The organism is Gemmatimonadaceae bacterium, from assembly GCA_035633115.1.
Lineage (GTDB): Bacteria > Gemmatimonadota > Gemmatimonadetes > Gemmatimonadales > Gemmatimonadaceae > UBA4720.
Genome location: DASQFN010000111.1, coordinates 82940 through 104647 on the forward strand (window position 1 = coordinate 82940; position 21708 = coordinate 104647).

Annotated in this window: 17 protein-coding genes; all 17 read right to left on the reverse strand. The window is 60.8% G+C overall.

What is annotated here, in order from left to right:
- Position 1: 1 nt before the first annotated feature.
- The 17 genes from VES88_15280 to VES88_15360 all read right to left on the reverse strand — a co-directional run bounded on the left by VES88_15280 (position 2) and on the right by VES88_15360 (position 21705).
- The gene (locus VES88_15280; GenBank protein HYN82850.1) at positions 2-1312 is read right to left on the reverse strand and encodes an MFS transporter; all 1311 of its coding nucleotides are present in this window, start codon (positions 1310-1312) and stop codon (positions 2-4) included.
- Positions 1309-1680, reverse strand: coding sequence for a cupin domain-containing protein (locus VES88_15285; protein ID HYN82851.1), 372 nt, complete (start codon positions 1678-1680; stop codon positions 1309-1311). Before VES88_15285 ends, VES88_15280 begins: the two co-directional genes overlap by 4 nt.
- Positions 1658-2413, reverse strand: a complete 756-nt coding sequence (locus VES88_15290; GenBank protein HYN82852.1) for a glucose 1-dehydrogenase — start codon at positions 2411-2413, stop codon at positions 1658-1660. The genes VES88_15285 and VES88_15290 overlap by 23 nt, the downstream gene beginning before the upstream one ends.
- Positions 2413-4620: a heparinase II/III family protein gene (locus VES88_15295; protein HYN82853.1), complete on the reverse strand. Its 2208-nt coding sequence runs from the start codon at positions 4618-4620 to the stop codon at positions 2413-2415. Before VES88_15295 ends, VES88_15290 begins: the two co-directional genes overlap by 1 nt.
- A 110-nt stretch (positions 4621-4730) precedes the next feature.
- Positions 4731-5942 carry an alginate lyase family protein gene (locus VES88_15300; protein ID HYN82854.1) on the reverse strand — a complete coding sequence of 404 codons (1212 nt, stop codon included), beginning with the start codon at positions 5940-5942 and terminating at the stop codon, positions 4731-4733.
- 23 nt (positions 5943-5965) lie between these two features.
- The gene (locus VES88_15305; GenBank protein ID HYN82855.1) at positions 5966-7558 is read right to left on the reverse strand and encodes a RagB/SusD family nutrient uptake outer membrane protein; all 1593 of its coding nucleotides are present in this window, start codon (positions 7556-7558) and stop codon (positions 5966-5968) included.
- 5 nt (positions 7559-7563) lie between these two features.
- Entirely contained in the window at positions 7564-10716 is a 3153-nt protein-coding gene (locus VES88_15310) for a TonB-dependent receptor (protein ID HYN82856.1), read from the reverse strand.
- A gap of 74 nt (positions 10717-10790) precedes the next feature.
- Complete coding sequence (locus tag VES88_15315; protein ID HYN82857.1) at positions 10791-11975, reverse strand: GntR family transcriptional regulator; 1185 nt, start codon at positions 11973-11975, stop codon at positions 10791-10793.
- Between the two features lie 113 nt (positions 11976-12088).
- A complete protein-coding gene (locus VES88_15320) occupies positions 12089-12511 on the reverse strand; it encodes a TonB-dependent receptor plug domain-containing protein (protein ID HYN82858.1) in 423 nt (140 codons plus the stop codon).
- A gap of 10 nt (positions 12512-12521) precedes the next feature.
- The gene (locus tag VES88_15325; GenBank protein HYN82859.1) at positions 12522-13640 is read right to left on the reverse strand and encodes a pectinesterase family protein; all 1119 of its coding nucleotides are present in this window, start codon (positions 13638-13640) and stop codon (positions 12522-12524) included.
- A gap of 19 nt (positions 13641-13659) precedes the next feature.
- Positions 13660-14835 (reverse strand): DUF4861 domain-containing protein, encoded by a 1176-nt coding sequence (locus VES88_15330; protein HYN82860.1) that lies wholly within the window; start codon positions 14833-14835, stop codon positions 13660-13662.
- Positions 14835-15659, reverse strand: coding sequence for a 5-dehydro-4-deoxy-D-glucuronate isomerase (gene kduI / locus VES88_15335; protein HYN82861.1), 825 nt, complete (start codon positions 15657-15659; stop codon positions 14835-14837). The genes VES88_15330 and kduI overlap by 1 nt, the downstream gene beginning before the upstream one ends.
- Before the next feature lie 22 nt (positions 15660-15681).
- Positions 15682-16452: an SDR family NAD(P)-dependent oxidoreductase gene (locus VES88_15340; protein ID HYN82862.1), complete on the reverse strand. Its 771-nt coding sequence runs from the start codon at positions 16450-16452 to the stop codon at positions 15682-15684.
- On the reverse strand, positions 16449-17642 hold the full coding sequence (locus tag VES88_15345; protein HYN82863.1) for a glycoside hydrolase family 88 protein: 1194 nt from the start codon (positions 17640-17642) through the stop codon (positions 16449-16451). The genes VES88_15340 and VES88_15345 overlap by 4 nt, the downstream gene beginning before the upstream one ends.
- Positions 17639-19096 carry a glycoside hydrolase family 28 protein gene (locus VES88_15350; GenBank protein HYN82864.1) on the reverse strand — a complete coding sequence of 486 codons (1458 nt, stop codon included), beginning with the start codon at positions 19094-19096 and terminating at the stop codon, positions 17639-17641. Before VES88_15350 ends, VES88_15345 begins: the two co-directional genes overlap by 4 nt.
- On the reverse strand, positions 19089-20420 hold the full coding sequence (pelA, locus tag VES88_15355; protein HYN82865.1) for a pectate lyase: 1332 nt from the start codon (positions 20418-20420) through the stop codon (positions 19089-19091). The genes VES88_15350 and pelA overlap by 8 nt, the downstream gene beginning before the upstream one ends.
- The gene (locus tag VES88_15360; protein HYN82866.1) at positions 20413-21705 is read right to left on the reverse strand and encodes an MFS transporter; all 1293 of its coding nucleotides are present in this window, start codon (positions 21703-21705) and stop codon (positions 20413-20415) included. The genes pelA and VES88_15360 overlap by 8 nt, the downstream gene beginning before the upstream one ends.
- Positions 21706-21708 lie beyond the last annotated feature (3 nt).

The following is a 21708-nucleotide window of genomic DNA, read 5'->3' on the forward strand; positions in this document are numbered from 1 at the left end:
GTCATGCCGCCGTCTCGAGAAGTGCCGGCACACGCTCGATGCGCCGCATGATCACGAACAGCAGGAACGCGGCGAACGGACTCATCAGACCGACGATGATGAAAACCGGCGTGTACGAGAAATGGTCGACGATGTACCCGGTGAGCAGCGTGAAGAGCATGCTCGCAATTCCCGCGGCTGTGCCGCCGATGCCAAACACCGAGCCGACATCCTGCTTCGGAAAACAATCCGAGGGAAGCGTGTGGACGTTTACAATCCAGCTCTGAAATCCAAAAGCGATCGCGCTGATTCCGGCGATTGCCACCGCATTGCTTCCGGCAGTGACGACCGCAGCGACTCCCAGCGGAACGAGCAGCGCACTCGTAAGCAGAACCGTCTTTCGGGCGCGGTCAACGCTCCATCCGTTGCGAATCAACAGGCTGGATACTGCTCCACCGGTAAGGTTGCCGATATCCGCGAACAGGAAGGGTATCCATGCCAGCAGTCCGATCAACGCGAGAGTGAAACCGCGCTCGCTCTTCAGGTAATTGGGAAGCCAGGAGATTAGAAACCACCAGATCGGGTCGCTGAAGAACCGAGCGGCGACCACTGCCCACACCTGCCGATGGCGAAAGAGCGAGAGCCATGGCCGGCGCGACTGTGCGGTTGTCGCATCCGCGGCTGTCTGATCGGACAGAATGTGCTGCCGCTCCGATTCCGACAGGTTTGGATGATCAGCCGGCGCACGGTAGAAGAAGAACCAGGCAATCATCACAAGCGCAGACAGCGCGGAGCCGATGAAAAACGCCTGCCTCCATCCGTAGTGCAGAGCGACATAGACGATGAGGGGCGGCGCGACCACCGCTCCGATACTCGCGCCGCTGTTGAAGATCGCCATTCCGAACGCGCGCTCGCGCACCGGGAACCATTCGGCTACGACTTTTGCGGCGCCGGGCCAATTGCCGGCTTCGCCGAGACCGAGCAAAAACCGGAACGCACTGAGCTGCACGACGCTGCGCGCAGTGGCGTGAAGCATCGACGCGATCGACCAGATCCCGACGAAGAGCATGAAGCCCATGCGGGTACCGATCTTGTCGAGCAGCTTGCCGGACAGCGCCTGCGAAATGGTGTAGCCGAGCAGAAACATCGTCACAACGCGCGAGTACGAAGCGTTGGACATACCGAACGTCTCGCGGATCGTCGGAGCTAGAACGGAAAGAGTGAGCCGGTCGATGTAATTGATGATCGTGAGCGTGCAGATCATTCCGATGATCCACCAACGCAAGCCGCGGATCTTCCGTGCTCCGGTTGTTGCAACCACTGGCGCTGTCACCGTTCGGAAGCTTCAAGAAAATCAGCGCGTGCCGGCGTGAAGCAGTCCACGAGCATCCCGTCTTCCAGCGCGCGTACTCCGTGAGGCACATCCGCAGCCGCGAAGAACGAATCCCCGGCGCGCAACGTTCGCCGCGAATCGCCCACCGTCGCTTCAAACGATCCGGCCACGACGTACGTTGCCTGGCGGTGAGGGTGATGGTGAATCGCGCCGATAGCTCCCTTTGCGAACCTCACGCGAACGAGCATCAGATCAGGGCCGTAGGAGAGAATCTGACGATCAATTCCATCGCCGATTCTCTTCCATTCACTCGCGTCGCCGTCGACGAGAGGCTCGCTGTATCCGTCAGACGAAGTAGAGGCCGCCATTGATCTCGATCGATTCACCGTTGATGTAGGAGGATGCGTCCGAAGCAAGAAAGAGCACGGCTTCGGCAACGTCCTCGGGACGACCCTCGCGTCCAATTGTGGTGCGGCCCGCCACTGCTTTGCGAATTTCAGGCGGAGTGAACGTGTCGTGGAAGGTTGTGTCGATGAGTCCGGGCGAGACGCAGTTCACACGAATGCGCCGCGGTGCGAGCTCCTTCGACAATCCACGAGTGAGAGTCAGGACCGCGCCCTTTGCGGCTGAATACGCGAGTGCTCCGCCTCCACCGCCATCACGCGCTGCAAGCGAAGCGAGGTTGACGATGGCAGAGCCTTCCCCCATGTGTTGAACGGCGGCGCGCGTGACGAGAAACACGCTGCGAAGATTCAGCGCCATCACCGCGTCCCAGAACTGCTCGTCCATCTCCTCGAGCTTCTTGCGCGCGAGCAGGCCGCCGGCGTTGTTCACGAGAATGTCGATGCGCCCGCCAAACTCTGTCGCCGCGTTGATGAGATTCTCGACGTCGGCCTGGCGTGAGACATCGGCACCGACTGCAATCGCATCTCCACCACGCGATTTGATATCGGCCTCGAGCTGCTTTGCCGCCTCGGCGCTCGAGTGATAATTGATTACGACTTTGGCGCCATTGTCAGCTAGCGCGAGACAAACCGCGCGGCCGATGTCGCGTGCACCACCTGTAACAAGTGCGACCTTTCCTTTGAGATCCACGTGCATTATTGCGCCTTTACTCCGTCGACTCTGTAGTTACCCGTCCATTGCCACGTACGCCCCGCTGCGGTTACGCGATGAGGTGCGGTTGCAGACGGAGGCCCGTTGCTGACCATGACCGTCCATCGCAGTCCCGAGGCGCCGGTGACTTCGATGACAGTTCCCTCGGATGTACTCGCAAGGGTGCGGACACCATCGATCACACCGCGCGCCTGGAGCGAGCGCTCTTCGGCCTCGCTGAAGTAGCCGTGCGGCTCGATGACCGACGCAAAGAGCTCGGTCGAGCCACGCCGCCGTACAATCACCGCCGGCTCGGAGACGAGGTTGAAATTCGGATCAGCCGCCCCGGTTCGAGCGAACAGTACCTCGGACTTTCCGCCGGCCGATGTGTTCAGTGTGTAATAGCGGTTGCCATCGAGCCACGTCATACGCAGGTGATTGTCGATCTGTCCCGACGCCTCGCGCCACAGATGCTGGTAGCCGAATGCGGAGCCGAGCGCTTCCTGACGAGTCGTGCTGGCGTCGTACTTCACATCCGTGGCGATGAGCTGCCCGCGAAAATGAATCGGGTAATCGTAGACGTGATCAGCCGAGTTCGTGAGGCGGTACAGGTCAACAAGCACGGCGTAGGCAAGGCGCGCGTCGCGAATGAGGAACATTGTTCGCTGCATTCCCACACCGGAGTACTCCCGGTTCGCTTTCGCGCTCATCACCTGCACGTTGGGACTCGATGCATCGAAGAAGTGGCGCTCGCCCCACGCTTCTTCGTCCTTGTCTTCATTCGCGTCGTTCTGCGATCGTCCATCCACGGTGACTGTGTTGTGCGCGATCGTCTGCATCGCGTATGAATCGTTTTCCGGCAGATAACGGCCGCCGAACTTCGGCTCGATGTTGATCCATCTGCTGAAGCCGTAATCCGGGACCACCTCGCGACCGCCGTCGAAGAAAATGAAATGCAGCTTGTCGAAGTGGCCGTGCCCTTCGCCGTGCACTCCGTATTTCATGAGAAGCATGGAGGCGTCTCTTCCGGCACCGGAGCGAAGAATGCCGAGTCCGCCACGCTGTCCGTCAAAGCCGTCTGTGAATTCCACACTTCCCCAGCTCATCCTCGGCACCATGCGGCTTCGAGTCATGTCGCGCGCCACGGCCAGCCCGGCGGCATTCAGAATCACTTCGTTCTGAATCGCTGCCACCCCGAGCAGATTCGGGTTGGCGCCGTAGCGCGCGTAGGCGACGTCAACTGCAAGAACTACCTCTGGAGCATCGATCGCCATGGTGCGCGAGGCGTCGTTGATTGGAGGAAACACGCCGTTTGGAAACGACGTCTGAACTGCCGAGTAGAGCGCTTTCTTCAGGATGCTGTCGCGATAGGCGTAGATGCGCGCCTTCGGTTGCCGTCGTTCGACCGCGTCGGCGAACTGGAAGAACGGCATCAGCGCGTATCTGATGTAGTACGGTCCTTCCATGTAATAGCCGTCAGGCGAAAAAAGGAGATCGAGCTGGCGCAGAAATCCACCAGTGCGATTGCGCTTCGTTCCGTAGAGAGCGCGATTCACATACGACGTGTCGCCAATCACATAGCCGAGTGTCCCGACCGATGCGGTTGCCCAGGTGCCGTGATTGTGAATGCGATCGAATTCCTTTGCCTGCGTGACCGAAAGCCAGTCCGCCATCGGTCGAAAGACATTCTTCTCGAAGCGCGCTCGCTCGGCAGCCGAGAGAACATTATAGACGCAGTCGTAGGCGATCGATGTCGCGAGGAGCCAGTTTGCCTCGTTCAGACTTTGATGGAAGATCTTGCCGGGTGCCTGATTCTTTGCGAGCGGATGCGCGCCCAGTGTCGGGTAAAGGACCGCGTACTTCTCGAGCATGTCGCGAACGAAGCGCGCGTATCGCTGGTCGCCGGTGGTCTGATAGAGAACCCCAGCGAGCTGCATCTCGCGATAATTCTGCTTGTGCCTCTCGTGCGCGTACCCGCCCGCTTCTCCGGGCTGCGGAACGTCGATTGGAGATGCGAGTGCTTTGCCAACGATAGCTTTTGCTTCGTCCAGCGAACGCTTGAGAAGAGGAAATTGCGGTGCAGCGGTTCGTATCGCTTGCGCTTCAGCCTTCGTGATGAAGACGCTCGGATGGGATTGTGCATTCGTCAGCGTCGGGACGATGAGGCCGGCGATTGCTGTTAGGAGAGACCTTCCAGCTAGCCACAGAAACACAGAAACACAGAATGTTTTCTTTGGAACAGCGCCCGATGCCTGAACTGTGGGTGCTGTTCCCCGAAAAAAGCTCTGTGTTTCTGTGTTTCTGTGGCTAGCTAAGAGATCTTTCACTGCACCGAGGGGTAGAGGAGCGCACTCCGATCACCTCGAACACGCAAGCGCGCGACAACGGCATCGTAGCTCGGATCATTCCAGACAACTCGCGCACGCCGGAAATGAATCACGAGCAACCCGGGATCGACGGCATCGATTTGCTGACCCGGCCATTTGACGCCGGTGCCGCTGTACTTCCCCAGATGGTCGATCGCGCGCCGAAGACTTCCTCCCTCGGGCGCCTGATAAGTCCACAGGTCGATGCCGAGCGAACGCCCGATCTCAGCGACTCTCGATAATGCTTCAACGTTAAAGCTCGAGTAATGCATCGAGCGAGTGCGCTCGAGCTCGATCGGCTGACTTCCGTCCGGCTTGATCTGCGAGCCAATCCTCGGCTTCGCTTCGTCGACGATGCGCCGGGCGAGCGCTGTGTCGCCGACGAACATCGCGTACGTCGCAGTCTGCGCGGCGAACCATGATCCATGGTTGTTTTTCGCGTCGTGCTCGTGCTTTCCGTTCGGGCTCGTCATCAGCCAGTCCAGATAAGCCCGAAACCATTTCTTTAGATCCTGCTCATGTTCTGCCGCCCAGCTTTTCGAGCGGCGCAACAGAGCCGACGCCTCCACGACTTCAATGAACCAGCGTGTATCGATGATTCCGCTGCCGCGCTCCGCCGGATTTCCACGCACGAGCTGTGTGTAACGCAGGTGCGGGTTCATTTTCGTCGCGGGGTCGAGGAACCAGCGGTGAAGCTGCTGCGCCGCGCGCTTCGCGTATTTCTCGTCTCCCGTGAAGTAGTACGCGAGGGCGAGTGTCTGCAGATTCCAGCCGAGCGCCGCGACGCGCGGCTGATCGAGATCGCGCTTGCTTTCGGGGTTGGTCACGCCGTCATGGCGAATGTATGGGAGCCCATCCTTCTTCGTCGAGTCGGGCCACCAGTAGGGACTCAGGCTGAAGTAATCGTGCCTATCGTTGCTCGGCGGAAGCAGCGTAGACTTGTCCGTTACGGCGACGAGTGGAGTACCAAGCGCGGCGTTCGCATCGGAGATGAGCTTGTCGTATGCCGGCATCACACGCGGATCTCGCGCTTTGACGCGTGCCTTTGTTTCCTGGAGCGCAGCGGCGCCTGGTCCTGGAACAACCAGGCGCCCGGTCACCGTCGTCTGACAGGCGGGACTCGCGTTCCAGAGGAACGCGAGTCCCGCCGCAACAGAAACAACTCTCACGCTAGTCGAGCAGCTTCACGCGGTCACTTACAGATCCCGTCTGTCCAACCAGGATTCTGCGTGAGCTCCGCATTGAGCTCGCAGGCATGAACCGGAATGGGGTACAGCTTCCATTTGTCGGCGATCGGAGCCGAGTTGAGCTTCTCCACGCTGCTCGTGAACGGACTTCGGTTGGCGGTGCTGATAATCGCCATGTTCGCTTCGACGCGCGCCTTCGCCCAGTTCCAGTTCCGCCGGTTGTCGAACAGGCCGTGCATCTCCATTGAAAACTCGTAGCGACGCTCGAGGAACAGACTGTCCTTGAACGCAGCCGCGCTCAGGCCCGCAGTAAGGTTTGGAACCTTCGCGCGCGCGCGAACCTGGTTCACGAACCCATACGCTTCTGCCGTCGGTCCGTCCGTGGCATCGATTGCTTCAGCGAGTCCCATCAGCACATCGGCGTAGCGGAGGAAGAGATAATCGGGGGCTTCAGCACCGTTGGCTGGTGCTCCAAGATCTAGATACTTGCGTACGGTCGGTCCAGTCGAGCCGTAACTGGTCGCAGCCTGAATCCCGGACGTCCATGCCCAGACCACAGTCTTTCCACTGTAAGTGATCGATGTGTTCCACGTTGCAGGTTTGCGAATGTCGGTCGCGTTGTACGAATCGTAGAACGGACGCTCGGCCTGGAACTGGTTCTGGCCACCTGGCTGGTAGATCTGTGGACTCGTGATCGGAGCGAACCACTGGCTCAGGTATCCGCCTGCGCCTGAGACGCGAACGTTCTGAATCGACCAGATGATTTCCCCGCTATGCTCGTTGGAACCGTCGAACAGACTCGCGTAGTCAGTCTCGAGCTTATAGCCCATCGTGAGCACCTGACGATACGCGGCTGCGGCCTTTGCGTAATCGCCGGCATCTCCCGCGCCGGTTGCAGCGGCTTGCAGGTACGTCTTTGCGAGCAGACTGAGTGCTGCGCCCTTGGTCGCACGGCCCCAATCGCCCCCCGGCCAGCTCGCAGGAAGAACAGCCGCGGCTTCGCTGAGATCTTTCTCGATCTGCGCGAAGGTCTCTTTCGCTGTTGCGCGCGCGAGTGATCCGCCTTCAATCGATGTCGTCGGCGTGAGCTTCAAGGGAACGCCGCCAAACAGTCCGGCAAGAATGTAATAGTGCACCGAGCGGAGGAACTTCGCCTCGGCGACAATCTGATCGCGTCTTGTTGGATCCATCTCGATCTCAGGCACACGCTCGATGACCGTGTTCGCGCGGTTGATGCCGAAGTACGCCGCCTTCCACACGCTCTCGAGATACGCGTGGTTGGAAGCGAATTGAGGGTGGTACGTGCCAATCAGACTGCGCTCATTGCCCGCGCTCAACCTGCTTGTCACCATTTCCGTCGGATACTCCACGAGCATGTACAGGTTGCGGCCCATGTAGTCGGCGTTGCCCAGGGGAGACGGCAGGTCGACGAAGGTCGCGTACGCCGCATTCACAGATGCGATCGCGTCGCCCTGGTTGCGATAAAAATTTTCGGGAGCCACGAAGTCCACGGGGGCTTCGGTGAGGAAATCCTCGCTGCAGCCGATCACTCCCACGAGGGCTGTCAGCAGCGCGATTGCTCGAATATGAGTTCTCATGGGAATCAATAGTTGATGTTCAAGCCGGCGATGATCGTCTTCGCGAGCGGATACGCACCGATGTCGATGCCGCGGTTGGTGTTGCCGACCGATTGGCCGCTGACGTCTGGATCGAACCCGGTGTAGTCGGTCCATGTAACGAGGTTCGTGCCGGTGATGTACAGCCGTGCACCGAAAAGCCATGCCGGCGCACCATACGAGAGCGTCACCGTGCGAAGGCGCAGATACGAGCCGTCTTCCAGCAGATTCGAAGAGAAGTTGTTCGGTCCAACTGTGTTCGGGTTTGCTCCAACGCGGGGATACTTCGCGTTGGGATTCTCAGGCGTCCACCGGCCCTCCCAACGGTCGCGCGAGATGTTTGCACGTGGCTCCGCTTCGGTGCGTATGCGGTTCACGTTGAGAATCTTTCCACCGTGCGAGCCCTGAAGCAGACCGGAGAGCTCAAAACGCCTCCACGTGAATGTGTTGCTGAATCCGTAATTGAAGTCAGGGGTGGGATCGCCGATGTTGGTGCGATCTTTTGCGGTGATCACTCCGTCTCCATCCAGATCCGCGAGGAGCATGTCACCGGGCTTGAACGCAGTGACGGTGAAGTTCTTGTAAGTGATTGCGTCAGCTGCAGCCTGATCCGGGATTACGCCGAGTGCCTTGAAACCGTAGAACTCGCCTATCGGCTGTCCGACTTGAATCGTCGTGCCTGGGAAGTTGTAGTCGGTGGTCAGGAGATCGGCGAACAGCCTGTCGGGGCCGCCGAGGTTGAGCACTTTGTTGCGGTTCTTCGCAAAGTTGATGTTCGTGCGCCAGCGCAGACCGTCATTGCCTCCCCGAAGGACATCGGCCTCCAGACCGACCTCGATTCCCTTGTTCTCCACCGACCCGCGATTGGCGAGAGCGCTCTCGAAACCTGACTCGAGCGGCAGGTCGATCTGAAGAAGCAGGTCTGTCGTCTTCTTCCTGTAGTAATCGACTGTGAGGTTCATGCGCTGCGCGAGCCCCAGATCGAAGCCTGCATCGAACTGATGTGTCGATTCCCACGTCAGGTCGGGATTGGCCACCGATATTGGATAGTAGCCGGATGCCGGCGAGCCGTTGAAGCTGTACGCCTGGTCGTTAAGACGCGCGAGCGACTGATACGGGCGAATCGACGGATTGCCGACCGTGCCGACCGACATTCTGAACTTGAGCTCGTCGATAATTCCATGCGAGCTGAGGAACGGCTCTTCGGAAGCGCGCCATGCAATTGCCATCGACGGGAATCCGCCGCGCTTCTTGCCTGATGCGAAGCGGGACGATCCATCGTTTCGATACGTGAGCGTCAACAAATAGCGATCGAGCAGCGAATAGTTGAGGCGGGTGAGATACGACTCCAGCGTTTGCGTTGATTGCCGCGAACCGACGCTGGGTCCACCTTCTCTCGTGCCCGAGCCGATGTCGAAGTAGCTGGTAATGTCGCTGACAAAGTTGGTGTTGGACTCGTTGTCTCCGTTCGCGTCCGTACGCTGGCGGCTGTATCCGCCAAGGAGCGTCAGAGCCTGCGATCCAAACCGTTTGTCCCAGGTGAGTGTGTTCTCGTTGACCCAGGAATACGTCGTCCCGTCGGCGCGTATTGCCTCCCCACCGACTGAGGAGCCGCGAAGTGTCGTCCGGGGATAGTAGGTGTGGCGGTAACGATTGGCGTAGTCCGCGCCCAGGCTTACTCGGAACTTGAGATCCTTCATGAGCCCGATGTCGGCAGCGAAGTTGCCGAGCATGCGCGTGTCGCCCAGGCTGTCGCTTACTTCCCGTGCGAGAGAGACGGGATTGGGTGCCGGAGCCGCATTGAGCTGCGAGCCGTACACATTGAGATCGGGATTGAGAAGTGTGTACGTGCCGTCCGGCCTGAAAACCGGAAGAATCGGTACGTACTGAAGCGCGCCGCTCACTGCTCCGGCATTGCTGTTCTGCTGGCCGGCAGTAGGCGTTGACTTGCTTCGCGCCTGACTCGCACTCACGGAACCGGAGAGCTGAACGCGTCCGAAATCCTGCGTCAGGTTGAGCCTGCTCGACAGACGCTGCAGTCCGGAGCCGACGACGATTCCATCCTGAACGTACCGGCCGAGCGACAGCGCGTATCTCGTCGACTGGTTTGTACTCGTGGCGCCCCGAACGGAGAATTGCAGATTGCTGACCGGGCCAGTGCGGAAAATCTCGTCCTGCCAATCCGTGTTGATTCCACTGGCGAGAATGCGCGATATCGTCGTGTCGGGGAACGGAACGAACGGCTGACTGGAGTTCTTGTAGTACTCGTTCGCGTACAGCATGAAGCCTTCCGAATCCAGGAGGTCGTACTTCCTGGCCAGTCTTGCAGCACCAGCGTACGACTCGATGGTGAACTGCGGCTTCGATCCGCGTCCCTGCTTCGTGGTGATGATGACCACGCCGTTGGCGCCCCGCGCACCGTAAATGGCGGTAGCCGAGGCGTCCTTCAGGATGCTGATGGATTCGATATCGCTCGGGTTGATCGTCACCAGAGGATTGGGCGGAGTTGTGCGATCGCGTCCTGCATTACCAACTGCAGAGCCTGCGATGTCATTCTCGATGGGAAATCCGTCGATGACATAGAGAGGCTCGGAGTTGCCGGTGATGGACGACGCGCCGCGGATGCGGATTGAAATCGCGCCTCCCGGCTCACTCGACGCGGTGGTCACCTGAACGCCCGGCGAAGTTCCCTGCAGCATCTGATCGATTGTCGCGATCGGGGTTTTCTCGAGCACCGCAGTGTTCACGGTGGCCACTGATCCGGTGACGTCGCTCAGCCGCTGCATGCCGTATCCAATGGAGACAACGGGATTGAGCTGCACGGCTTGCGATCTCATTGTCACGTTGAGAGTCGCGGTGGCGCCCGAGCCGACGTCAACCGTTCTCAGCACCGGAGCGTAGCCGATGCGAGTTACGCGAATCTGTTGCGGGCCCGCAGGAACTCCACCAATGCTGAACCTGCCATCGGCATCGCTTGCGGTTATGAGCGAAGTTCCGACGACGCTGATCCGCGCTCCTGTGACCGGCTGAGTTGTCTGGCTGTCAACGACCGCGCCCGCAATTCTGCCGGTCTGAGCCTGTGCGACGGCTGAGCTGGCGAGAAAAAGCGCCGCGGCGAGGCAAACACGTTTTGCCCACATCGGCATACCTCTCTGGGAAGGGATGGTGACTTGCGGCATGTTGCGCCGCGTGGTGGATGGAAACGCAGATCGCATCATGCGTGACCTGCGACGATTGCTTGCGGACCGGTTAGTTCATCCGCGGTGGAGTTGTCGGCGACAGCTTCGGTCGATTCCTCGGCAGCAGCACCAGAAGAGCGACGCACGATGAGCTGAGGCGGCAGAATCTGTCTGTTCGGAGGCTGCTCGCCGCGAAGTCGCGCAAGGACGTAGTCGACGGCCAGTGCGCCAATGCGGTCGACAGGCTGGCGAACAGTCGTCAACGGAACACGGGCGCGACCGGCGAGCTCGATGTCGTCGAGTCCAACGACAGCGATGTCATCGGGAACATTGATTCCACGATCGAGAAGCGCATCCTGAAATCCGAGCGCTCCGAGGTCATTGAAGACGAACATCGCATCAGGCGGGTCAGCGAGGCCGGCGATTCGCTCTCCGACAGCGTAACCCGACCGGTAATCGTTCCACTCGCCCTCGAACGGGTAGTCGAACTCGAGCGCGGGATCCACCGGCAGTCCGCTCTGCTCGAGTGCGCGCCGGTACCCGCGCCCGCGGAGCTCGCACATGATGCTTCCGATTCTGTCGCCGATGTAGCCGATACGGCGGCGTCCCATCGCGAGCAGATGCTGGGTGGCGAGATACCCGGCGTTGTCGAGATCCATTCCGATCCACGGTACGTCGTCGCCCTCGGTGTACGAGACCATGACGTACGGGTATCCGGCGTCGTGCAGCGCCTGAATCGGCTCGTTGATCCGATAGGTGCGGGCCATCGAGACGATGATGAGGCCGCTCGCGCCGAGGTCGCGGAAACGGCGAATCTGTTCCTCTTCGCGGTCGAGTCGGTTCGAGCTCGAAGAAAAGAGCAAACCGTAGCCGAGGGCATCCGCGCGTTGCTGGGCGGCATGTGCTACGAGCGAAAAGAAAGGACTGCTCAGATCACGAAGAACGAAGCCGAGCATTTCGCGGGCTGGGCTGCCTTCGCTTGGCGCAGGGCGAACCGCGACGAAAGTTCCGCGTCCCACTCGGCTATGAAGCACTCCTTCGCTGACGAGACCTGAGAGTGCCTTGTTGATGGTCATGATGGAGACGCCGTAGCTCACGGCGAGCTCGCGGTGCGGCGGCAGCTGAGTGCCGACGGGCATTTCCCCGGACATGATTTTCCCTCGGATGTCGAGGGCGACTTGCTGGTAGAGCGGAGTCGCCGCTCCGGGGTCGATGGCCAAAGGTGGGGACCGTTTGGGGTGAGAGCCGGGGGAGCAGGATTGTGGGAGCTTAGGTGCCCACATTGATAATGTCAATAGGGGCAATTCGAGGCCGGCCCCGCCTCCTCGGCCGCCTAACGCGAATTCTTTGTCGTGATGAGGATCACGCCGTTCGCACCCTCCGACCCGTACGCGGCCGTCGACCCAATGTCTTTCAGAACGACGATTTTCAGGATGTCGCCCGGATCGATGAAGAGCAGTCCACCGGTCCCGCTCTGCACCTTTGCCCCGTCGATGACATAGAGCGGCTCGGTGTCACCAAGAACGGTCGAAGCGCCGCGGATCCGGATTTTGATTCCGCCCGTCGGAACACGGTAGACATCCACTCCCGGAAATTTTCCGGCGAACATGTCCTCGAGACGCTGGCCTCCTTCAGACGCAGACCTCTCGGCAGTATCGGTTGAGCGCCCGCCAGCAGACGCGCATGCCTCAGATGCAAGCGCGATCACGAGGAGTCCAACGGCGAGGCGAAGACGCGGAGACGGCGACACGTTCATAAGCTCCTTCCTACTTTCGGTCGATTGTTGGCATCCACCCTCGAAGTATGTTCGCAGGTGAGTACCGCGCAAGCTCAGCTCGAGCAAGATTTCGTCGACTCGCGCTACGCACAGCGCCTGGCCCTCTCGATCCGTGCTCAAAGAATCTCGCACTCTCCGGCCCGTACCATCTCCGCGCACCGGTCGAATCGATCGCCGACATCCGGTCCCACCCTCTGGCGCCGATGTGGTCATCCATCCATGTGTCGATGAACGCGACGGCGCCGACCGCGTCGCGATCCGCGAACGGATGCCACGGCCTGCCCAGCGTCACTGATCCTGCCGCCATAGCCGGCCGCTCCTTGCGGAGACGACTGCGCAGAAAAAGAAATCCGAACGGTTGAGCCGAGCTCGTGCTCGCCGCCGTGATATATCCGTTGTTCGTTTTACTTTCCCTGTCGAGCGACACGATGTCACAATCCTCGAATACAGCCTGACCAGCGCCGAATATGAAATCCACATGGCCGGCGATGTAGCACCGATGGAAATAGTGGCGCCCCGAGTTCGCGAACATCGTATCCTGGTGCCCGAGGATCTGAACATTCACAAACGTTGCGCGATCGCTACCGAGGTCGGTCATCAGCGCCACCGCCTGCGGATTCCGGAATTTCGTGGAATCCGAATCAGGTTTTGCCGCGTTCGCCGCATAATCGAACGCATTTTCGATCGTGACGTTCTCGGCGCGGAAATCCGGCGCGACGATCCGAAGTGTAAAGCTTCCGCGCGTTCCGTATCTGCCGCCGCCGGGAGAAGGTGTGTCGGCGGCCGCGTCGTACGTGATGACCGTCGAGTCTCTGCTCTCTCCGAGCAGCGTTATGCACGGCCGGTCGACGGTGAGCTTTTCTTGATAGCGTCCTTTGCGTATGAAAATCACAGTTCGGACACCGCCGTTGGCCGTCAATCCGCTCAAGGCGGTGCCGAGGGACCGATAGTGGGGAGTGCCCGCAATTGAGTCACCGTCACGTCCCGTGTGTCGCCAATCGACTACGGCAGAATACAGTGACTGCTGCGACGCCGGACGAGTCTGGCCGAACAGATTCCCCGCCGCAAAAGCGCCAGCGACCGCGAGCGCAAAGATTGTTCGAAGCACCGGACCTGCGCTCAGTCGTTCAGCGGGTGGTAGTCGTAACTTTGATCGGAGTCGCGAGTCGCGCTGCGAAAGTGTCGAGATATGCCCACCACGATTGAGGAGTGGGGAAATCGCCACTGGCTGTCCATCCGGCGCCGATGTAGTGGACGACAGCAACACCCGAACGAGCTCGGCCGATTGCGAGGTAGTGATTGCCGGTTTCTTTCCAGTCCATCAAACGGTCTCGAGGAATGAGAACAGCCGTGCCGAGCTCGCCGTGCCCACCGTTTTTTGGGGCGACCGGTCCCCAGCCGCTGAGCCACGCCCATGTCGAGTCTCGGCTCTCGGTTCCTCGCATCCCCGGCCGCTTCACGAGACCGATGGCATAAGGGATCTCCGCCGCCTCAGCGCTTCGGAAAATGCTTTCCGCGCGATAGAGATTCTGCCCGGCGTCGATCGACACGCGCTTCGTTTCCGACACGGAGATGCCCGGTGCTTTCCACGGATCGTAGCGCAGCTCGAAGATGGCTCTCACTGGACCATTGGCGATGATCTTGTACGCTTTGAAATTGTCGGCGCGGAAAAGCGAGTCATTCCGCCAGAGGCCCGTACCACCGGCGCCAAGGGTCTCTCCGACGTCGAAGAAGTCGGCCCCCTCGCCGGTGTCGATGTGATAGGCGTCGTGTCCTTTTCCGTACCACTTCTCGACAACCAGCGCATGCACACTCTTCGGCCAGACGTCGATGCCGTTGCTCGACATTGCGGATGAAGTCTTCTTGAGCCCTTCTCCGTAAATCCTGAACGCGATCCGATCGCTCTCCCACGCGATGTCGTCGCGCGGCTCGTCGTGGCGGACGAAAACTCGCGACTTTGGCCCGGCTTTCGGCGCCGCCGCCTCGACGGAGAATTGCTGCACCTCGCGCGGCCAGAAATTCGACTGAAAGATGAGCTCGTCGGATTTCCCGTCGCCGTCGTTGTCGACAACCTGTGACACAACCTCGGCGCCATTGTCGTCGAGCACTCGAACGCCACCGGCGCGTGCATCGCGAAGCGCTGCCGTGACGCTTGACCACGGCGCCGAAACCGTCTCGTCCGTGCGCGCGATCGCGAGCGTATTCTCGGCGCGGACGGCTAGTCGAGGAGCGCGGACTCCGGTTTGACTCTGCGCGGGAGCAGCGAGCACGAAGGTCATTACCACGCCGAGTATTGTTCGCATCAGCGCAACGTCTCCACCGAAACCGGATCCATGTCGGCGTAATCCTGATTCTCTCCGCCCATCGCCCAGCAGAACGCGTAACTGCTCGTGCCGCACCCCGCATGAATGGACCATCCTGGAGACAGCGCTGCCTCTCCGTCGCGCACGAACAGAGCGCGAATCTCGGAGGGCTCGCCCATCAGATGCACGACAGCTGCGTCGGAAGGAACATCGAAGTACAGATAAATCTCACTTCGGCGCGAATGTGTATGCGGAGGCATGGTGTTCCATACGCTACCCGACTCGAGCACAGTTACTCCCATCACCAGTTGTGCACTGCGAACGCCCTCAGCGTGAATGTACCGCGCAATTCGCCGCCGATTCGCGCGCTCCGCCGAGCCGAGCTCGTTCGCCGCGGCATCGGCGGCGCGCACGAGCGTTGTCGGAAATGACGCATGCGCGGGATAGCTGATGAGATAGAAGCGCGCCGGGCGCGAGGAGTCATCGCTCGCGAACGAGACATCGCGACTGCCGCGTCCGATGTAGACACCGTCGCGGGCCGAAAGCGAATGCGTCTCACCCGCAACTGTCACTGAGCCGTTCCCCCCGATGTTGAGAACACCGAGCTCGCGGCGCTCGGTGAAATACTCTGCTCGGAGAGCTTTTGGCGTCGTCAGATCCACGGAACCGCTCACGGGCATCGCTCCGCCAACTACTGCGCGGTCGAGGTCCGTCATGTGAAGCGTGAGCTCATCGGGCTTGAAGAGGTCGGTGACAAGGAACGCGGCGCGCAGCTCGTCCGTGCCAAGGGCCTTCGCCTGACTGGAGGTCGGAAAGTATCTCATCGATGTCGAAGTCGTTTGCTTATCATCGCGCCATCCACCCGCCGTCCACTACCAGGACGTGGCCGTTCACGTAATCGGCGGCGGAGGAACAAAGAAACACCACCGCGCCTCCAATCTCCACCGGATCACCCCACCTTCGGGCGGGAATGCGCGCGAGTATCTCGGCGGACCGTTCACGATCCTCCCGGAGCGCCTTCGTATTGTCGGTCTCGAAATATCCTGGCGCGACAGCGTTCACCTGCACGCCGGACGCGGCCCATTCATTCGCCAATGCCTTGGTCAATCCCGCGATTCCATGCTTGCTTGCCGTGTAGGCGGGAACGGTGATGCCTCCGCTGAACGAGAGAAGGGAAGCGACGTTCACGATTTTTCCGCGGCGGCGCTCGAGCATCCGCTTGCCGAAATGCCTCGACAGAATGAACGCCGAATCCAGATTGGTCCGAAGGATGAGGTCCCAATCTTCAAATGTGTAATCCGCCGCCGGACGGCGGCGAATAGTGCCCGCGTTGTTGACGAGGATTCCAACTTCGCCCATGGCACTCTCAGCCTCGTTCGCCATTCGCACAGTCGCGTCGCGATCGCCGAGGTCGGCGCTGAATTCCCATGCTTGCCGCCCGAGACCGCGGATCTGCGACACCGTGTCGGCGCAGCCGCCCGGTTTGGAGCTGACGCAACCGACGTCGGCGCCCGCATCGGCTAGCGCAATCGCCATTGCGCGACCGAGCCCGCGGCTGGCGCCCGTAACCAGCGCCCTCCGGCCGTCGAGAGCAAAGCTCGACAGAGTGCTTGTCACCGTCCCAGCTCCTGCGCGGCCATGATGAACGGGCCGACACCTTTGTAGTCGTCGGCAACCACTGGCTCACTCACGTAATAAGCGTAAGACCCGTCTCGCGCCGTCCCGTCTTTTCGTAACGCGCCGCCGAGTCCCGCGACCTGACAGATGTTCGTGAGTGAAGGGCGTCCGTCCGCGCCAACCTTCACGAGGTTTGCGATGAGTCCGTCAAACCCGCGTTCAGCGATTCGCCGGTACGACGCGTCGAGGTATCCCATTCGTGCGCCCATTGCCATTGCGTAGACGAACATGCTCGACGCCGAGGCTTCCAGATAGTTGCCGGTGCGGTTGGGCTCGTCGAGCACTTGCCACCAGAGACCGGTTACTGGGTCCTGCACTCGCGCGACCGCCTGCGCGGCGTCCTTCAGCAAGCGAATGAGTGAGTCGCGATCGCGATGCTCGCGCGGGAAGTACGCGAGCGCATCGACGAGACCCATCATGTACCATCCCATCGCGCGTCCCCAGAAGCTCGCCGAGAGACCTGTTTCGCGATTGGCCCATGGCTGCGCCTTTGCCGCGTCCCAGCCGTGATACAAGAGTCCCGTGCGCGGGTCCCGGGTGTGACGCGCGACGAGAAAAAACTGCCGCGCGACGTCGTCGAACGCGGATCGCTCACCAAATTCTCTGGCGTACTCCGCATAAAAGGGTTCGGCCATGTAAAGACCGTCGAGCCACATCTGCTGCGGATAGATCTTCTTGTGCCAGAAGCCGGCCTCTGCAGTTCGCGGGTGCTGTCTGAGCTGTTGGCGCAGCGTCGCCGCCGCTTTGCGATAGCGCTCGTCGCGCGTTCGCGCGTACAGTGGAAGCAGCACACGTCCCTCGGCGATCTGATCGAGGTTGAATTCGTCGAGCTTGTACCCGGAGATGGTTCCGTCGGGCTGCACGAACTTGTCGACGTTCCGCCGCACGTACGCCCGCAACGGCTCGCTCCGGATGGATGTCGCCACTCTGTCAATCGCCAGCAGTACTACGCCGGCTGTGTAATCCCATCGCGCGTGAACCTGTGGATTGCGTGCGACAACTGCTTCCGCGAACAGTACGGACCACTGCCGGCGCGATCCTGCCTGCTCGCCGGTCTGCGCGGTCGCGTAAAGCGGCGCAAGCCAAAGAATTGCAGCGGCCAGCGATGCAGCTCGGCGGTAATGCCTCACGCTGATGCGAGCTGACCGTTGATTCGCGTGTTCGCGAGACTAAGGCCGCTGACGCGCTCGACCACGTTGGGCTTTGCAACATTCTCGAATTTGCAGTCGATCACGCGTACGTCCGCGATTGTCGAGCGCTCGAGGCCCCGGAGATACAACGCGTACTGACTCTTGCGGCTGGTGACGTTCTTCATCTCGACGTCGCGAACCACCGGTGTGAACTCGCCTTTCGCGCCTTCCTCGTAATAGAAGTCGATCGAGAGCACGGCGTCGGCAACCTGCCCGACCGTGACGTCGCGCATGTAGATGTGCTCGATCACGCCACCGCGTGCCGCGTTGTTCTTGAACCGCAGCGCGCGATCGAGATTCGGACTGTCCATTCGGCAGCGCTCGGCGAATACGTTGCGAACGCCGCCGGAGATTTCGCTGCCGATTGTCACTCCGCCATGCCCGTCGCGCATCTCGCACTCGCGAACGACGATGTTCTCGCTGGGTGTTCGAAGACGCCGCCCGTCCGCATTGCGACCGCTCTTGATTGCGATGCAGTCGTCGCCCGTGTCGAAGAAGCACTTCTCGATGAGAACATCGCGGCAGGATTCAGGATTGCAGCCGTCATTGTTGGGACCGTGAGTTTCGATCGATACACTGCGAACGGTGACGTTGCGGGAGAGAACCGGATGGATCTCCCACATCGGTGACTTCACTATCCTGACGCCCTCGATGAGAACGTTGCGGCAGAGATACGGCTGAATGAACGACGGTCGAAGGTAGCTGCCGTCCCCAAAAAGGCGGTTGGCGGGGGCGATGCCTTTCTCCGCCATCTGGAACAGTCGCGTCCGCGCTTCGTTCTGATTGGGTGCGCCCGTTTTCCATCCGAACGCAGCAGTGCCCTTCCACGGCCACCAGTGATCGTTGTCGGCCCCGCCGTCGAGAGTTCCGCGCCCGGTGACGGCGACATTTTCGCAATCGACGGCGTAGATAAGTGGCGAGTAGCCCATGACCTCGACGCCCTCGAAGCGTGTGAGCACGACCGGCAGATATTTCGCCGGATCCGGGCTGAAGGCGATGGTCGCTCCGGATTCAACGTGGAGATTCACGTTGGTTGCGAGATGAATCGCGCCGGTGGCGAAGCGGCCCGAAGGAACGACGACTCTTCCGCCGCCTGCTCGGGTGCATGCGGCAATCGCCTCGCTGAAAGCCCGGGTGCAATCGGTCTGTCCGTCGCCCCGGGCACCGAAGCTCGTCACCGGGAAATCACGGCTCGGGAATACCGGCGGCACGATTCGCTGAAGAATCGATGGGACGAGGTCCCATCCCGTGGCGCTGGAATCCGTGATGGCACGAGCGGCAGTCGCCGCGCATCCGCTGGCAATCGTCGGTGCGAGCAAAAGGCCGCCAGCGCTGACCGCGAGTTCGGCGAGAAATTCCCGACGGTTTGGTTGTCGTCCTGTCCGATCAGTCATTCGTTCTGTATAGCAGAGCAATCACTCCTGAAGGGCGCTGAGTATTCCGGCGCGCCCATGCTTCGTACTGTCTGAGCGCCAGCACCGGCGCGTACGTGTACCACGCGTAGCCCAGCCTCCGGTCCTTCAAGAGATTCCAGTCGTAGAGCTTGATTCCATTCCGGTCGCTGAAGATCGGACGATTGGTGCCGATCTCGTACATGCGTGCCCAAATCGGACCTGCGCCCGGCGAATCATGGCGCCCTGTCTGGAAATCGTAAGTGTAACCCTGGAGCTTCACCGCCTTGAGCCATTCCGCCGCGGCTTGAATTGCGAGAGCAAGACGCGCAGTAACGGGCCGCTGTCTGATCAGAAATCGCAACAGACTCGCACTCTCCTGTGCGGTGAGAGAGGTTAGCTCGTAGCTCCGCGCGCTCGTTGGCTGCAGTGACAGAGGATCGTGTTGCTGGCCCCATGCTGTGAGCTTCCCATCAACCTTCACCTGCGCATCGAGCACGCATTGAATTCCGCGCTCCGCCCCCGAGCGAGCGCGATCACGCAGCGCCGTGGGCACGAATTGTGGATTTCCGGTCGCGGCGCGTTGAAGCGTGATCAGCGTATTCATCGTTGCGTCGTCGTTGAACGTTGCTGCGTCATGGTAGCTTCCCATTAGCGGCCAGACCTGCGGCCAGCATCCGTTCGGAAACTGCGCAGCCACGAGATACTCGAGCCCGCGCAGATACGCCGCGCGAAATCGCTCGTCGGTCCGCACGCTGTCGGCCAGAACGAGAAATAGCATCTGCTCGGTGGTGGAGCTGTTGTCGATGGTCGAGATCCACTGCCACTCCGCGCTCTCGGAGAAGTAGCTCTGACCTGGTTTGCGCGGCCCCGCAGCATAGCTGACATGCTTTGACCATCCACCATTCGGTGCCTGAAAGGACAGAATCGCCTCGGCGATCGTTCGAGCGTTGTCGGTTGCGAACCACGCGCGGTTCATTGTTCGGTCAACCTCGAACGATTGCGCAAAGGGCGCGGCTACCATTCTCGTTTTTCCGGCAGATCGAAGCTCCGCCGCCATCGACGCAGTGTCGATCGCCCGCTGCGCGCGCGAGCGCTCGACGTACGAGAGCCACTCCTCCGGGTTGGCGGCGAGAGCTCTTATCCTCGTCGTAGAGAGAAGTAGCGCACTGCGCGCCGGGGCCTCGCCCGCCGCCGGCGGTGCAGGAGGCGTAGCAGGCAGGATGACCGCCGAGTTGCCCGGCCCGACCTTGGACGGCAGAGCGCATGCGAAACCTATGAGCGCGCATGCGATCAAAGCCGCGCGCCAACCGAAGCGATCAGTCACTCGAGACTTGTGCGATGTCGAGACGCTGCACTTTTGGAACGAGAAGATGGATGATGCCCAGCGCCGACACGTACGCCAGCCCGCACACAATGAAGATCGGAACGTAGTTGTTGCCGTTCGCCTCGAGCACGAGGCCCGTGACTCGCTGAAAGAGCACGCCGCCGATTGCCCCGGCGAATCCTCCGATTCCGACGACGGTTCCAACTGCCTGGCTCGGGAACATGTCGCTCGTGAGGGTGAAGATGTTCGCGGACCACCACTGGTGCGCGGCCGCGGCGACACCAACGATGCCCACGCTGAGCCAGAGTCCCTGAGCGGCGGGAGCGAAAGTCGTCGGAAGGATGAGCAGCGCGGCTATGAGCATCGCAGTCTTTCGCGCGGCATTCACGGTCCACCCGCGCTTCATGAGTGCACCGGAGAGCCAGCCACCGCCGACCGAGCCGACATCGGCCAGCAGATAAATCACCATCAGCGGTGCCCAGACCTGCGACAGCTTGATCCCATACCGTGCATCGAGAAACTTCGGCAGCCAGTAGAGATAGAACCACCAGATGGGATCGGTCATGAATTTCCCGATCGCGAATGCCCACGTCTCGCGTCGACCGAGCACGCGCGACCACTTCACATTCGCGGGAGCGTCGGGCGCGTCACTCTGGATGTAAGCCAGCTCCGCTTTACCAAGCCGCGGATGCTCTGCCGGCCGACGGTAGATGGCAAGCCAGAACGCGAGCCAGATGAATCCCAGCGACCCGATGGAAATGAATGCCGCCTGCCATCCCCAGTTGAGAGCAATCCACGGAACGACGAGCGGGGTGATGATCGCGCCGACGTTCGAGCCGGCATTGAAAATTCCGGTTGCGAGCGCGCGCTCGCGCACCGGAAACCACTCCGCGACTGTCTTGATCGACGCCGGAAAGTTTCCCGACTCGCCAACGCCGAGCGCGAGGCGCGCCAGACTGAACCCGGACACCGACCGGGCGAGAGCGTGCGCCATTGCAGAGAGGCTCCAGATCACCACCGCAATCGAGAATCCGAGGCGAGTGCCGATCCGGTCCATCAATCTTCCCGCGCCCAGATATCCGAACGCATAAGCAAGCGTGAACCACGAGACGATTGCGCCATACTCCGCCTCGGTCCACTGGATCTCGCGCTGAAGCGTCGGCGCTAGAATGCCGAGCACCTGGCGGTCCATGTAGTTGATCGTGGTGGCGAAGAAGAGGATTGCGCATATCACCCACCGGTAGCGGCCGCGTCGCTCCGCCGCATCGGGGTCGATCGATCTCACCTC